Origin of the sequence: Methanosarcina acetivorans C2A, from assembly GCF_000007345.1 — an archaeon.
Lineage (GTDB): Archaea > Halobacteriota > Methanosarcinia > Methanosarcinales > Methanosarcinaceae > Methanosarcina > Methanosarcina acetivorans.
In genome coordinates this window covers 2,806,296-2,821,222 of sequence record NC_003552.1, presented here as the reverse complement: position 1 = coordinate 2,821,222, position 14,927 = coordinate 2,806,296, and the positions used below count along the sequence as shown (strand labels likewise).

Here is a 14,927-nt window from a genome sequence, read left to right as displayed (position 1 = left end):
CAAAATCCAATTCAAGTAATTCAGGCAGAAAAAAGGTCGTCAACGGAAAAATAATTAGCGAGAAATCATCAGTAGAGATTAGTAGAGAAATCATTAGTAGAGAAATCATTAGTAGAGAAATCATTAGTAGAGAAAAATTCTCAGATCAGGAGATTATGGTTACGCCCCTGATCTTTACTCCTTCCTAAAAGCCTTTTTTGCCATGACTCTCCAGCCCTTGAAGTCTTTTCCTTCAAATTTCTTTTCAACGGCTTCAAGCAGGGCTGGTATATCCAGATGCTGCGGGCACTTTTCAACACATTCCCCGCATTGTACGCACTGGGAGGCATAACCCGGGACATCCCCTCTTATTATCCCTCCGGGTTTTGCCGCATACATGAGTTTTGCTTCTTTTTCATTCCCTGAAAGGCAGAAGTTATCGTAGATTTCAAAACAGCTCGGGATGTCCACTCCCGAAGAGCAGGGGATGCAGTACCTGCAGCCTGTACAGCCTGTTTTCATAAGTCCTCTGTACTTCTGTTCCACTTTCGATACTAGCTGCAGTTCAGCTTCGGTCAGGGAATTCGGATAGGCTTCCCCAGCAATTTTCAGGTTCTCTTCGATATGCAACTCTTCGTTCATGCCTGAAAGCACAACCGTAACCTCTGGATGGTTCCAGATCCAGCGAAGAGACCATTCTGCAGGCGTTCGCTTTACCGGAGCTTCGTCCCAGATCTCCTGAACTGCAGGCGGGATAGGATATGTCAGCTTCCCCCCACGCAGAGGTTCCATTATAATTACGCCCAGCCCCTTTGAAGCTGCATATTTCAGCCCTTCGGTTCCTGCCTGGTTCTTTTCATCCAGGAAATTGTATTGGATCTGGCAGAAAGTCCAGGGATAGGCGTCCACAATCCTTTTGAAATCCTCAACTGACCCGTGGAAAGAGAAACCCGCATTTACAATGAGTCCGTCAGCTTTAGCTTTATCAAGAAAACTCAAAACTTCGAGCTTTTCCATTTTGTCCCACAGAGCTCCCACAAGCCCGTGCACAAGGTAATAATCTATATGGTCCGTCCTGAGCCTCTCAAGCTGAACATTCAGAATCCTGTCCATATCTTCCCTACTTTTCACGGTCCAGGAGGGAAGCTTTGTTGCGAGCTTAACCTTTTCCCGGTAACCGTCAGCAAGAGCTCTCCCCACGAAAGGCTCACTTTCTCCCATATGGTATGGCCAGGCTGTGTCGACGTAATTTACCCCGTGACCGATTGCATAGCGCAGCTGCTCTCTGGCCCTTTCTTCATCTATTTTTCCTTCTTTAAGAGGAAGCCGCATGCATCCGAACCCAAGTATCGAAAGCTCGTCTCCGTTTTCTGGTATTTTTCTGTACAGCATTTCCAGTACCTTCGGTTTTAACTTGTTTCCTTTGATTTTTAAGGGTTTCCACTCTGGATTCCCGAAAAAATAAGGAATGGGTGATTTCGGATTAATGGATTAATATTACTCAAAAGATCCGAAGCTAAAATTTTTTGTTTTTCTGTTCTATTCATTGCAAGGATTAAGTTCCCGCCTTCAATGAAGAAAGTGACAGGAGAATTTATACTGTCAATAAGAGGAACTGAATTCAGAAACGTTTTCCATTCAAAGAATCATTCATTGGACACATTGGACCCGAGAATCTCATTTGAATTTTTAGATAATCTAAGCGCCTCCGCCAGCTTGTCTGGCGGCCCTTCCCAAAAGGAAATAGCAGATGAAACAAAGATAAAGATCTAAATTACTTCTTCTTGTCTGTTTTTTCTCATCCTTATTCAAGAACGACTCAGTAGTAAATTTGGTTTTACGGGCAAGAAAAATCGAATGATCCCACTCGAGTAAAACTTGCAACTCTAACCGATTAGCGGATCTGGAGGGTAGCTATTCTGCATCAATTGTCCTGTCTTCTTTGGCATGAAAGTCATTTCATTTACTTTCATTATTTGTGCCTGTTATTCGAAGAATATCATCTGTGTTTTTAGGAAGATGCATGTATTCGAAGCCTGTATTGAAAACTCATCTCCATTCCCTGGCATCTTCCTTACAGCATTCCGTTTCCTCCCCTTTTCAAAGTATTGATTTTCCCACAGTTAACCTTCGCAGTCAGTCTCTCTTAAAGAGTTTTTTAGCCATAGCTATCCTCTGCTCCAGGTCAGGCCCTTCCAACTCCTCCGCCACTGCTTTGAGCAGCTCAGGGATTTTTAGCCCCTGAGGACATTTTTCCATACATTGACCACACTCAGTGCACTGGGAAGCAAATCCCCCGGGATCGGAATTGGTAAATACCCCGCTCATATTAACCGCATACTTGAATCTGGCCCCCTCCACATTCCCGAACATATGCAGATCATTGTAAATTCTAAAGCATTCCGGGATGTAAACTCCTGAAGGGCAGGGCATGCAGTACTCACAGCCGGTACAGCCGACTTTCATGAGTTCATGGTATTTTTTCTCAACTCTGCTGATAAGCTGAAGCTCGTCTTCGGTCAAGGAATTCGGATAGGCTTCCCCGGCAATTTTCAGGTTTTCCTCGACCTGGGACTCCTCATTCATGCCTGAGAGTGCAACCGTGACTTCAGGGTGGTTCCACACCCAGCGAAGAGCCCATTCAGGAGGGGTCCTTTTTACCGGCGATTCGGCCCAGATCTCTTTTACTTCATCAGGTACTTGACCAGCCAGATTCCCGCCGAGAAGAGGTTCCATAACAATAATCCCCAGGCCTTTTGAAGCTGCATATTTCAGTCCTTCGGTTCCTGCCTGGTGCTTTTCATCCATGAAATTGTACTGGATCTGGCAGAAAGTCCAGGGATAAGCGTCAACAATCCTTTTGAAATCCTCAACTGGCCCGTGGAACGAGAAACCTGCATTTACAATACGGCCGTCAGCTTTTGCCTTATTGAGGAAATCGGTCGCATCAAGAGCCTCCAGTTTGTCCCATAGTTTTCCTGCAAGACCGTGGATCAGATAATAATCAATATGATCCGTTTTGAGTCTCTCCAGCTGGGCATTCAGGAATTTATCCATGTCTTCCCGGCTCTCCACAAGCCAGGATGGGAGTTTTGTTGCAAGTTTGACTTTTTCCCGATAGCCGTCAGCAAGAGTGCGTCCTAAAAACGGCTCGCTCTCTCCCATATGATAGGGCCAGGCTGTGTCAACATAGTTTATCCCCTGGTCAATTGCATACCTCACCAGGCTTCTGGCCCTTTGCTCATCTATTGTGCCATCCTCTTTAAGGGGGAGGCGCATACACCCAAAACCCAGTATTGAAAGCTCGTCCCCATTCTCTGGCATTTTCCTGTACAGCATTCTTTTTCCTCCTATGAGTTTCCTCTATGCTCTTATCCCATGAATATCCGTAAGTCCTATTCTCATCTGGTTGACCACTCACTCTTCTTTGAGGAGTTGTTATTATTGTTAAGTTGTTTGACTGCTGAATATGATCAATTAATCACTCAATGGCCGGTGAAGCCGTTGAAAAAAATACCTTAAATCATTTTTTAGCCAGCCCGCTTCAGATAATCTGAAACCCCTGTTCGGTGAGTTCATTCATGTCCAGAACCACCTGAGTCCAGAAACAAACTCACAACAGCCTTTGTGCCCTGAAAAAACAGTTTCATGATCAATTTCGGAGGGTAATCCCTGAGAACCCCGTTGCTGACCCCTTCCTAGACAAGCTCATGAAGGAAAATATATTCTTTCATCATTCTTTCCTGATGACTTTCATGATGTAAGGGGACGAACGGAACTGCTCGACAAAAAGGTATTCTTCGGGATTGTTCACGCCCTACATAATGAAGTTTGGCCACACCCTTCTGATCCTGCACCGGATAGAAACTTCCTCACCTATGCCTGCTTTGATACTGCGGCTCAACCTGCCTTTGACCTCAAAATAAAGGCTGTTTATGAGGGCTTCCTTGGTTGGGAAGTAGTTAAAAAGATCCCTGTAGCCACACCGACATCTTTTGAGATCTGGGCTGTGGAAGTGCCGTGGAAGCATCTTCCCGTAAAAAGTTTCAGGGCTGTTCCCATTATAGCTGCTTTTTTGTCGCTGACCTTCTTTTCTATATTTAAGCTCGTAAATATTTAAACTTGTAATATTGACTGATCAGTCAATTCGAGGTTCTAGTATTTATAGCTATCGCTGAAACATAAAATTCGCAGATTTCTCGTTTAAAAAAAGCGAATGAAAAGCTTGAGTCGATGCCTTCGGCTTTTTGAAAAAAGAGAGAGTTTGGGGATAATAGGGCATCTGGCTTTTTTTGGTTGGGAATGGGTGGAATACGTTTTCTGGAGAAACACAGAGGAAAGATTCTTCAGATGCCCCTATAACATAATAATACTCTATAAGATATAAAATTATGTTACTCTCGAAGAATTTCTATGATTTTTGGCAGTACTGTAAATAAACAGATATCTATGCCAATAATATAGCCAGATTATGGAAGAACATAACCCGTTTATATGAAGAAGCATAAAAGCCCTGAGTCTTTAAGCTCAGGGGGATATAAGCGTCAACTTCTCAACATTCTCCTGATATTGCTTCTGCAAATAAGTTTGTTTTATTAACTATATTATAATATTTAATACTGTCACCACAACCAAAATGCGAAAACCAAGCTGAGGAGTTGGATAACAGGGTATCCTCATACCTGAAAGGATCGGGAACGTCAAGCCGGAGAAAACCGGAAGCTGGAAAGCATCTCAAGTATAATCTCACGTTCGTATTCTGTTTCACCTTTGGAACGAGGGGCAGAGCCTGTACGACTCGCCAACATTGGCTGGGAGGAGGATTCAGGAAGCCGCTAAATCTTTAGTTTAGCGGTAGTTCACGACAGTAACATAGCGAGGTTACGGCAGATTGTAACCGGAATACCGACCTTAATATAGCCGGATATTTTATGAAAATCAGCTACTCAACTCAGTTAACAGAGCTTGAAGAAAAGGAGAAAAATGTATGATTATATATAATTGAAATCAGAGTTTTGGACCACGAACTTTACGCCGGGTATGTCGAAAAAGTTCCCGAAATCATAAAAAAGCACGGCGGCAGGTATCTGATTCGAGGAGGAGAAGTGATATCTATGTTTGGGAACTGGGACCCCGAGAGAATAATCCTGATCGAGTTCGAAACCCTGGAAAAGTTAAGAAATTGTTTCAATTCTGAGAAATACCTTGAGATTGCGCCCTCTCGAGAGAATTCAACCATTACAGAATCGATAGTAGTGAATGGATATCTCCCCCCTGAATAACTGTAACCGATAGGGTTTACCAATCGGGAAGCATAAGCTCAGGGAGTATTCTCTACCTGAGCTCTGTCCGAAAATAGAATTTTATAAGACGTCTGTCAGGGCTTTTGCAGCCGTGTAAACACTTCCAACTCCGAAAATATACTGGGCTATCCTTATCGTTTCCATAACCTCATCTTTTGTAGCTCCGGCTTCCATTGCCTGGATTGCAAGGACCTTTACTCCGTCAACTGCACCGTTAGCTGCATCCAGAGCCATTGCAATAAGGAATTTGTACTTAAGAGGAATTCCGCCTTCTGCAAAAGAAAGTTCTCGCATGTTTTCAAGCAGGGAAAATAATTCCGGGTCTTTATCCATTATAACTTTGAGAGGATGTTCTGGCATGTTATAATCTCCATTTCACTTATGTTTTCAAGAATTTTAACTTAACAGGACTTTAACTTAATAGAACTTTAACTTAATAGAACTTTAACTTAACAGGACTTTAACTTAACAAGACCTAACTTAACGGAACTTAACGTAACAGAACTTAACAGGACTTTTACGCTTAAAAGATCTCACGTATAAAAACTCACTTAGGAAATCCTCATGAAGTGACTCTGATTAAGAGATCCTGGATTAAGAGGTATTACCTGTTAGATCTTATTTTGATGCTTATTTTGTTTTGGTACTGATTAATTTTAAAACATTCGACGTTAAAGCCAGAAAGCCTCCTGTTTTGGACTTATCTGATTGCCGTATCTCTCTCATTATTCACATTAATTTATATTACTGCCTATAAAAAACTTTATTTATTATTAGCTAGTACATAGGATTCCGGTGTATTACTGAATATATTAGGCATTTATGTTCAAACTAAAGCAGGAAATTACGGTAATGCATCTCCGGTAAGACATCTGAAAGGTGAATAGAAATGAACAAAACATGGGAAAAAGTTTTTGAATATGCATCATCCCCTCTGGAAGGAACGATGTCAAGAAAGCTCAGAGAAGGAGTCAGTATTCAGATCAACGAAGGAAAGATCTACAAGAAGGCTGTGCTTTTCCTGGGGGAAGAATTCGTACGCATAACAGAAGAAGAGGAAGGACAAAAAATCAATACTTATTATGATTGGACTTCAATCAGTTCGATCAGGACATACAGTAAGACTAAATGATAATAGTTCTCGATGTTTGTATTCGGTTAAAGTTGAAGAGGTAAAGTTTGCGCCATTGTTACCCTTCATTCAAAGACAGATTTACAAAAGTGTGTTTTATACATGAGAATAAGCAGTGAATCCTGCAAAATTAACCGAATACAAACGAATACAAATACAATAAACAGTAGAATTACACTAAGTTCCAGAATTCAAATAAGTTCCAGAATTCAGATACAACAAGAGACTTAGTTCAACGAATTCCGGAAATAACTTTTTACCCGATCAAAACTTATCCTCAGATGGAAAAAAACAGAATAGATAAGGTCTCTGGCTTCCCTGTAAACGGAAAGCTTGAGGTAATATTTGAAGGAGTAGGGCATCTGTTTTTCGGTGAGGTGGGAATTGGGGAATGGGAAAGTGGGGGGTTTGAAAAAAGTTTTTCAGATGCCCATATGTATAAAATACCTGAAAATATATAAAATTGAGTTTATACTGCTATTTTTTGGCCTTTTCTGGAAGTACTCAAATTATTTCAATAACTTAATCTTAAAAGATCAAAAACATCCGTTTTCTCTCCAAAGCTCATAAGTTATTATTCCCTCTTCGGACACGGCTCCTTTAAAAGAAATCTGTTCTTTTCCAGCACACGGATCGAAGCCTTCATGTGTGGACACGTATAAGCTATGATGAAGTCCCCTTTGAGGCTGGAAAAAACCCGCTGCAACATTGATTTAACAGCCTTGGTCGCATATCCTGGTGCCAGAAAGTAATGAGTACCCTGGCTAAGAGTTCTTTTCTCATAGGCAAGAAATCTCCCGCTTCCTATCAGGAACGATAGTTCCGACCCTTTCTGATACAGGAGCCAGTAGGAGATCCTGATTTCGATCTTTTGCCTGCGTCCTCCCTATAAATCTTCAATGACCTCAGGAGTGATCTGCTCAAGGAACCATTCCTGTGGGACATGTGCTTTGAGGGTAGAAGAAAAAAGCCAGGCAGGTCATGCATTTCCTGAAGATATAGCTTTACAGTCGCAGGGACCAGAGTCATTCTATCGATATCAATAGGAAAGAGAAAATAGGAAAAAGAATTAGGAGCATGAAGGGGATTTGTGTCTTTTGGAGATAATCTTTTGGGAAGTTACCTCAAGGGTTTGGAAGTAAGAAAAGAATGGGGGATGGGCATCTGAGAGTTTGGGGGGTTTGGGAGTGGGGGGTGTAAAAGCTGTTGAGTGTATGAAAAAAGTATTTGTCAGATGCCCTATATACATATTAATTACTGATATTATATAAAATTATGCATATTTTGGTTTCCCCCTTAAGCTCCCTGTAATTACGGGGAATCTGTCCTAGGAAATCTTCCAGTCAGGTGAAACTTCATAATGCTCTCCGGCCGGACAGAGGCATAATATTCAAAGACAAACCTGATTTTTGCAAAAATCAACATAAAGCCACAGCGTTAGTTTTATGCCCTTTTCCTGCAATCTCTGTTATGGGGGTATAGATTATATGAGTAAGGATAGGGATAAGGAAAATCTTCCACCGGGTTTTTCAGATATACTTGATTTCAAGTTCACGGACGCACTTTTCGGAAGAAGAGCACGCCGTTTCTTTCTGGGGGCTTCTATTCCGGATGGGTATTTTAAGTACACATCAAAGCATGCTCCTCTGCCTCTTACAGAATGGGAGCAGATGTTAGTCCTTTCGGCAGCTTCAGGAAACACGGGCTGGCACAACCTAATAATGCGCGGAGAAAGGTATGCGCCTGCTCTCTCCAACTATGCCTGCAGTGCCGGAGGACGCACTTTTCCCTCAGCAGCTGGCTTTCATACAAGTGAGCTCTTTTTTACCGATGATACGGGTGTTTACTTTTTCGAGACCCGAGACGCGCCTGAACTGGCAACCCGTTCGGAAAGCGGGACTTTTGATGCCGAAGAGCTGATTAAAGCCCACAGGGCAAGAGTCAGTAAAATCTCAGAGGGCAGGATGAAACTCCCTCCTGAGACACCGTATATTGAAGCCCATAATACCTGGGTAGTCAATCATCCCGGAACAACCCTGATCATTCCCGTAGCAGACCTTGCCCAGCATGTGCTTGCCGGGATTTGCTACTATACACAGAACGGGATCTGTTTTTATGACGACGTACATGGGAAAAAGATAGAAGGCCTTGAGCAGTTCAGCAAGCTTGTTGATACGGAAAATCCTTTGCCCGTAAGTTTTCTGGAGATGTGGTCTTTATCCGAAGCGACTGCAGAGCTGTCTATTACCTGCTATGCCGGGATGCTCATGTTGCAGGCAATGGGGCTTGGCGGCTGGATGTTCAACGGAATCGACCCCTTTGCAGCCCTGGGGGCAAGTGGAAATCCTGACGTTCCCGGGCTTGGTTTTCGGTATGATACGGACGAGCGCTGGGCTCTTCCAAACCCCACCGGGCTTCCGGGAGTTTTTGAAGGCCATACTCCTCCCCACTACAGGGACATGCGCCATGCAGTTGATGTACTTACCGAAAGAAAGTTCGGAAAAGGGGGACCTTTCAATCCCGATACCCCGGGTTACTACAGGGATGCGAAGGCAGTCCGTAGCAACGCCATACCCCATAACGAGGAGTTCAGGGAGTGTGTCGCTCTTCAGGCTCAGTATATTTACGACAATTTTGGGAAGTTTCCGGGTACAGTTCCAAGCATTTTTGTCATGCCTTACCTTCAGGCCCAGCACATAGACCTCGAGTTCTATGACCACTTTTACGAAAAAGGAGCCTATCTGAAAACCCATGAAAAGCATATGGAACGCTGGCATCCCGGAGAGTGAAAACTTCCGGGAAGCCCTTAACGCATGAGAATCCATCAAGTCAAAAAGTGAAATTGAAACTGGCAGTGTGCAGCGCAAGCAGGCTGCAGCAACTCTGGTTTCAACTCTTTTTTAAGATCCAGTTTTCAGATTCAGCCTGTCCTTTCCTTTATAAGCCTACCGGAGTATTTTCTGTAGGTCCATTCGGCAGCAAAGCAACAAAAAACCGTAAATCCAAGTAGTCCGAGAGTTGTCTTCGAATGCATGAATTCGTAGTACAAAAGCACGCAAAAGAAGGTCAGGCTGCTTAAAAGTGAAGCCCAGATAATATAGGATTTTGCCCCGGTTTCCTTTAACAGGCGAAGGTGGGAAATATTAACTGCCACGTAAACCATGAGAAGGCAAGTACTGGCAAGCATACCTATTCCTTCAAGCTGGAGAAAGTTTGCGCAGAGAATAACCAGGCTTGAGGTGATAAAGAGCCCTTCGGGACTTCGGTGCCAGACTTTCCTCTCAAAAATTTCGGGCAATTCTCCATCTTTTGCCAGAATGTAGCTTACATTTGCACCTCCGTAAAGGGAGGCATTGATTGCGGAAGAGGTCGAAAAAAGGGCAGCAAAAGCCATTATTTTAAAACCTATATCCCCGAGGAAAGGCTTTGCAGCAGCCGCAAGGGCATAGTCCTGTGCATTTTGGATCTCAGGGACGGAAAGGTTTCCTATCACAGCAAGGCTGACGGATACATAGATGATGATGACGAGCACGACACTCAGATAAAGGGCTCTTGGAAGGTTTTTTTCCGGGTTTTTCATGTCTTCTGCAGCATTGGTTATCAGTCCGAAGCCCTGGTATGCGAGAAAAACCATTCCGGCCCCGAAAAAGAGATTTTTGGGAGCCGGCCAGGCTGAAATTGAAAGGTTTCCTGGAGTAACATAAAACATCCCTGCAGCAGCAAAAAGCAGGAGGATCCCAACTTTTATGGAAACAATAAAGAGCTCCGATTTCCCCACGGTTTTTGCCCCTCTGAAATTGATGGCTGTAAAGGCAAGGATGATAGCCGTGGCAAAGAAACTGGTCCACACAGGAGCCGAACCTGCAGGGAGAAAGGTTATCGCATAGTAAGAAAAACCTTTTGCATAGAGGGCGAGCCCGAAAACATAACCCACCCAGAGCAGGAGGTTCAGTCCCCCGCTTAAAATTCCATCTCCAAACCCTTTAAGCATGAACTCTACGGGGCCGCCTGCCGAAGGGTACCTGACCCCCATCTTTGCATAGGAATAGGTGTTTAAAAGTGCGATCATCCCTGCAATAATAAAAGAAACGTAGACCGCGTTTCCGGAAATCTGGGCAGCCGTTCCGAAGATTGAAAAGATTCCGGCTCCAACCATTGCTCCAACTCCTATGGAAGCTGAAGCCCATAACCCCATTGATTTTGTCTCTGCCATCGAAAATCACAATTTTTATTTTTCTCGTCTCTCTTCTTTTTCTCCCTTCTCTCTTAATAATTAAACGGAAAGAAGGCAGTAAAGTCAGTTTCACAGTCTCTCTTATCCTGAAATAATTTTTCTTAAAGAATCTCAGGAAATACTTTTTTCCCTGAAACCAGACAGATTTTTCTAACCTTTTGTTCTGATTTTAACCGTGATTTTAGCTTTATTTCTGGTTTCTAAATCTGCTCCTGATCTTCAACTTTTTGTTCTGATCAATGTTTCACATTTTGTTAAGAACCCATCCCGATAATTAATATTATTTCATTTATACGGAGGGAAAATATGGGACTTTTTAGTGAATTCAAGGAATTCCTTTACGAATACAAGGTGATTCCCCTGGCAATTGCCTTTATCATGGGTATCGCATCCACGGCTCTAATAAAGTCATTTGTGGACAACATTATCATGCCGATTATCACACCTTTTGTTCCCGGAGGGGGCTGGGAGACGGCAACGGTTGAACTGGGGCCAATAGTAATAAGCTGGGGAGCTTTTCTCGGGGAGTTGGTAAACTTCATTATAATTGCATTCGCAGTTTTTATCATTGCAAAAAAAGTGCTGCAGGAAGAAAAGGTTGAAAAGAAATAATTCCCGGAAAGTATTCGGTAAAATAGGGGGTAAAAAATGACCAGCGTAAATTTCGAAAATCAACCCTGAAGAAAAGAAGTTCCAGATCGGATTCGTGGAAGAACTTTCCCTCCGCCCCGAGGACTTCATAGTTATAAAATGTAACGCTATTAACGGCTTTTCCGATACCGCTCTGGACAAAGTTTTGAAGAGACTCAAGCGGAACACGCTTATCCTTGCAGAAGCTTTTGACAGGGGATACAACATCATAGTGCTCAGCAACTGCACGGCCTCTATCAATGCGAAGCTTCAAGGGTTTTCCATCGAAGCAATCTTTCCGATGCTGGGGGGAAGTCAGTACAGTCGATGAACTGGGATTGTTTCCTGAAACTTCTCCATAGTCTTAAGGAAGATCCAGAAAAAAGATCCAATAACTTTCCTGAATCTTCCTCTTTAATGAGCCACGCCGAAATTTAGATTTACTGCTTTGAAACCCTTGTTCTCCATTCTTTTTCTTTACCTTCTTTTGTACAGAAATACTGTTAGCAGGCAAGCGACACTGAAAGCTACTTCAAATCCAGGCATGCCTGTACTTTCTTCCTGTTCGGTTTGCTGTTCTGATTCCATCCCTTCACTCCCGGTCTCATTTCCATTGATCGATCTACCCTCGGATTCAAGCTTTGTACCTGTCTCATTTTCTTCCCTGGAGCTCTTTGACTCCCCTGTTATTGCAAATGGAGAGAAACCAGGAACCCCGGCTGTGAAGTACATGTAAGTATCATCTTCACCGGAAAGGTTTGCCGGCAACTGTTCCCACTTTTCATCACTATACCTGTTAAGCGCAATTGAAGCCTGGTCAATGTTTTTGTCCTGCAGCCAGGCCTTTTCAACCTTAAAGCAAATAACAGGGTTTTCGATATTCTCGGAAGTTGCGTATCCAGAATTTCCAACCCAGACATTAAAGGACTTGTAGACATCACCGGAAGGAAGTTCGGAAACAAGTGAAGATTTACCCTTTAATTCCTCAACAATGGTTGTGGTCTTGCCTGCGGTCTTTTTTGCATCAAAACCCACATATACAACACAGGTTGCGTTCTTCACGAAATCAAACTTTACAGCCTTGTCGTTTGTAATGAACACCTGGGAAAGTTCCTTGACTTCAACGTTTTTTGCAGGTTCGGGGGAACCTCCTCCACCGCCACTACCGCTGCTTCCTCCGCTGCTCTTCCTCTCCACAGTTATTGTGGTAGTTTTTGAATCCGTGCCGTTTGCATTGTTTACTGTTAGTTTTACTGTGTAAATTCCCGGATCTGAGAACACATATACCGGAGCTATTTCAGAGGAGTCAGAAATTCCGTCATTGTTAAAATCCCAGCTCCTTCCTGTAGCGTATTGAGAGAGATCGGTAAACAGGACGGAAAGAGGCGCATTCCCGCTGGAAACGTTGCTGGTGAACTCTGCAGCCGGGGACTCAGAATCATTGCCACCAGAATCTGGTACCTCGGCCGAAGCGAGGGTAAACATGTAGATATCAGCATTTCCATTCCGATTATCATCCCACACAATTCTGTCTCCATAGATAGCAGGCAAAGCCACATATATCACGGACTGATATGGTTCATTACTGGTAATCTTAGATTCAGTAGAAGTGGAAAGGTTCCACATATAGATCTCGGGATTTCCGTTGAACCTTCGGTTCTCATCCCACACTATCCTGTCATCATAGATAGCAAGATTAGATGCCGATACGCTGGTGGTTATTCGAGTTTCAGTTGCAGTAGAGAGGTCGTACATGTAGATATCCTTCCCTCCAGTGCGGCGGGTGTCTATCCACACTATCCTGTCCTCGTAGATAGCAGCAGGCGAGTATGCTGATCCGCTGGTGCTAATCTGAGTTTCCTTAGAAGAAAAGAGATCGTACATGTAAATATTCCAGTTTGGATTGTAATCATCTCCATTCCTCGAATCATACCATACTATCCTGTCACCATAGATAGCAGGCGAGTATGCTGATCCACTGGTGCTAATCTGAGTTTCTTTGTGAGTTGAAAGGTCATACATGTAAATATCGTAATTCGTGTAACTTCCATTGTCATTGCGGTAATCCATCCAGACTATCCTGTCTCCGTAGATAGCAGGCGAGTATGCTGATCCACTGGTGCTAATCTGAGTTTCCGTAGAAGAAAAGAGATCGTACATGTAAATATCGGAAATCATGTAACTTCCATTGTCATTGCGGTAATCCGCCCAGACTATCCTGTCTCCGTAGATAGCAGGGCGGGACTGAGATGATTCGTTGGAAGTAATCCGGGTTTCTGTAGAAGTGGAGATATCATACATGTAGATATCCCCATTTAGGAAGTCATGCCGGTTTCCATTGCGCCAATCGGTCCAGACTATCCTGTCCCCGTAGATAGCAGGCCGTTCCTGCTCTCCTTCATTGGTGGTAATCTGTGTTTCAGTACCCTGTGCCATTTGTTCTTCTTTAGCTGTAGTAATCCGGGTTTCTGTGGAAGTTGAGAGGTCGTACATATAGATGTCCGACAAGTCATCATAACTAACTGCGTTCCTCGCATCTGTCCAGACTATCCTGTCTCCGTAAATTGCAGGATCCCCCTGGAGCGAGTTGTTGGTGGTGATACGAGTTACCGTAAAAGTGGAAAGATTATACATGTGGATATCATGGTTCTCGTCACCAGTTAAAGGAGTGCCACCAGGAATGTTTTCCCATACTATCTTATCACCATAAATTGCAGGGTAGTATGCTTCATCCACCAAACCGATGGTCTGTTCAGTGGAATTAGAGAGGTCGTACATCTTAATAAGGTAGTTTCCTGTTTCGGTTTCAGCCTCATACACGATCCTATTTCCATAGATAAAAGGAGCCCTAGCGAAATCATTATGATATTCCTCATCCCATCCTTCCCAGCCCCACCAATGAGGGGTGACCTGGGTTTCTGTTGAAGTGGAGATGTTATACATGTAGATAGCCCCTTCTTCAGTCCACACTATCCTGTCTCCGTAAATATCAGGCGATGACTGATCTGATGTGTTATTTGTGATCCGAGTTTCTTTGGAAGTGGAGATATCGTACATGTAAATATCCCGGTTTCCATTACGGTCATCTTCCCACACGATCTTATCGCCATAGATAGCAGGCTTACCCTGATATGATTCACTGGTAGTGATCTGGACTTCTCTGGAAATAGAGATATCATACATGAAGACATCCTGGTTCCCATTGCGGGAATCCTGCCACACTATTCTGTCCCCATAGATATCAGGGTTCTGCTGGTCTGCTTCATTGTTGGTGATCTGAGTTTTAGTAGAATCATAAATATCATACATTTGAATATCCCAGCTTCCGTTGCTATCATCCTGCCACACTATCCTGTCTTCGTAGATGGCAGAGTTCTGTTCCGAACCTGCAGCCGCGTTCCCTACGGTCATCAGAAATAAAACAAAAAAAATCCCAAAACAAATTACCGTTCTTTTTTTAATTTTCATCTGATTACACCCCTGATTCAAGATGTGATTCTTTTAACCCTGTTCTGGTTGTTTCAAAATCCAGTAATCTCCTGCTTATATCAAACACCAAACTTTCTTGAATTAGTTACAGTTATCTCATCATAAAAGAATAAATATACTCCTCTTTAAAAAGAAATAGAATAATTTATTAAATAGTATG

Annotated in this window: 13 protein-coding genes; 6 read left to right on the top strand and 7 right to left on the bottom strand. The window is 43.2% G+C overall.

The window, feature by feature from the left end; translation table 11 throughout:
* Positions 1–174: 174 nt before the first annotated feature.
* The 3 genes from MA_RS11905 to MA_RS29415 form a co-directional block, all read right to left on the bottom strand.
* Complete coding sequence (locus tag MA_RS11905; RefSeq protein ID WP_011022271.1) at positions 175–1,371, bottom strand: aldo/keto reductase; 1,197 nt, start codon at positions 1,369–1,371, stop codon at positions 175–177.
* Positions 1,372–2,115: 744 nt separating this feature from the next.
* Entirely contained in the window at positions 2,116–3,318 is a 1,203-nt protein-coding gene (locus MA_RS11895; RefSeq protein WP_011022270.1) for an aldo/keto reductase, read from the bottom strand.
* Positions 3,319–3,912: 594 nt separating this feature from the next.
* Positions 3,913–4,041 carry a hypothetical protein gene (locus tag MA_RS29415; protein WP_282680128.1) on the bottom strand — a complete coding sequence of 43 codons (129 nt, stop codon included), beginning with the start codon at positions 4,039–4,041 and terminating at the stop codon, positions 3,913–3,915.
* A gap of 935 nt (positions 4,042–4,976) precedes the next feature.
* On the opposite strand from MA_RS29415, the gene MA_RS11885 reads away from it, so the two are divergent.
* The gene (locus tag MA_RS11885; RefSeq protein ID WP_083755918.1) at positions 4,977–5,261 is read left to right on the top strand and encodes a DUF1330 domain-containing protein; all 285 of its coding nucleotides are present in this window, start codon (positions 4,977–4,979) and stop codon (positions 5,259–5,261) included.
* Positions 5,262–5,342: 81 nt separating this feature from the next.
* On the opposite strand, the gene MA_RS11880 is transcribed toward MA_RS11885, so the two are convergent.
* Positions 5,343–5,642, bottom strand: coding sequence for a carboxymuconolactone decarboxylase family protein (locus MA_RS11880; RefSeq protein WP_011022268.1), 300 nt, complete (start codon positions 5,640–5,642; stop codon positions 5,343–5,345).
* A gap of 529 nt (positions 5,643–6,171) precedes the next feature.
* Between MA_RS11880 and MA_RS11875 the strand changes: the two genes are divergently transcribed.
* On the top strand, positions 6,172–6,414 hold the full coding sequence (locus MA_RS11875; RefSeq protein WP_011022267.1) for a hypothetical protein: 243 nt from the start codon (positions 6,172–6,174) through the stop codon (positions 6,412–6,414).
* 281 nt (positions 6,415–6,695) lie between these two features.
* A complete protein-coding gene (locus tag MA_RS11870) occupies positions 6,696–6,875 on the top strand; it encodes a hypothetical protein (protein WP_048065355.1) in 180 nt (59 codons plus the stop codon).
* 113 nt (positions 6,876–6,988) lie between these two features.
* Here the strand turns inward: MA_RS11870 and MA_RS29645 are convergent, their stop codons facing one another.
* Entirely contained in the window at positions 6,989–7,222 is a 234-nt protein-coding gene (locus MA_RS29645; RefSeq protein ID WP_345939374.1) for a GNAT family N-acetyltransferase, read from the bottom strand.
* Positions 7,223–7,901: 679 nt separating this feature from the next.
* Between MA_RS29645 and MA_RS11865 the strand changes: the two genes are divergently transcribed.
* Positions 7,902–9,203, top strand: a complete 1,302-nt coding sequence (locus tag MA_RS11865) for a hypothetical protein (RefSeq protein ID WP_048065354.1) — start codon at positions 7,902–7,904, stop codon at positions 9,201–9,203.
* Between the two features lie 131 nt (positions 9,204–9,334).
* On the opposite strand, the gene MA_RS11860 is transcribed toward MA_RS11865, so the two are convergent.
* On the bottom strand, positions 9,335–10,627 hold the full coding sequence (locus MA_RS11860; protein ID WP_011022265.1) for an APC family permease: 1,293 nt from the start codon (positions 10,625–10,627) through the stop codon (positions 9,335–9,337).
* Between the two features lie 327 nt (positions 10,628–10,954).
* Here MA_RS11860 and MA_RS11855 point away from each other — a divergent pair, with 327 nt between their 5' ends.
* Positions 10,955–11,260 (top strand): MscL family protein, encoded by a 306-nt coding sequence (locus MA_RS11855; protein WP_011022264.1) that lies wholly within the window; start codon positions 10,955–10,957, stop codon positions 11,258–11,260.
* A 94-nt stretch (positions 11,261–11,354) separates the two neighbouring features.
* On the top strand, positions 11,355–11,609 hold the full coding sequence (locus tag MA_RS11850) for an isochorismatase family protein (RefSeq protein ID WP_048065353.1): 255 nt from the start codon (positions 11,355–11,357) through the stop codon (positions 11,607–11,609).
* Between the two features lie 146 nt (positions 11,610–11,755).
* Here MA_RS11850 and MA_RS24590 read toward each other — a convergent pair whose 3' ends face one another.
* On the bottom strand, positions 11,756–14,689 hold the full coding sequence (locus tag MA_RS24590; protein ID WP_162013083.1) for a PGF-pre-PGF domain-containing protein: 2,934 nt from the start codon (positions 14,687–14,689) through the stop codon (positions 11,756–11,758).
* Positions 14,690–14,927 lie beyond the last annotated feature (238 nt).

Coding starts and splice junctions, on each gene's coding strand:
- MA_RS11875 (WP_011022267.1), top strand. CDS start 6,172: ATGAACAAAACATGGGAAAAAGTTTTTGAATATGCATCATCCCCTCTG.
- MA_RS11855 (WP_011022264.1), top strand. CDS start 10,955: ATGGGACTTTTTAGTGAATTCAAGGAATTCCTTTACGAATACAAGGTG.
- MA_RS11905 (WP_011022271.1), bottom strand. CDS start 1,371: ATGCTGTACAGAAAAATACCAGAAAACGGAGACGAGCTTTCGATACTT.
- MA_RS24590 (WP_162013083.1), bottom strand. CDS start 14,689: ATGACCGTAGGGAACGCGGCTGCAGGTTCGGAACAGAACTCTGCCATC.
- MA_RS11895 (WP_011022270.1), bottom strand. CDS start 3,318: ATGCTGTACAGGAAAATGCCAGAGAATGGGGACGAGCTTTCAATACTG.
- MA_RS29415 (WP_282680128.1), bottom strand. CDS start 4,041: ATGGGAACAGCCCTGAAACTTTTTACGGGAAGATGCTTCCACGGCACT.
- MA_RS11860 (WP_011022265.1), bottom strand. CDS start 10,627: ATGGCAGAGACAAAATCAATGGGGTTATGGGCTTCAGCTTCCATAGGA.
- MA_RS11865 (WP_048065354.1), top strand. CDS start 7,902: ATGAGTAAGGATAGGGATAAGGAAAATCTTCCACCGGGTTTTTCAGAT.
- MA_RS11880 (WP_011022268.1), bottom strand. CDS start 5,642: ATGCCAGAACATCCTCTCAAAGTTATAATGGATAAAGACCCGGAATTA.
- MA_RS11870 (WP_048065355.1), top strand. CDS start 6,696: ATGGAAAAAAACAGAATAGATAAGGTCTCTGGCTTCCCTGTAAACGGA.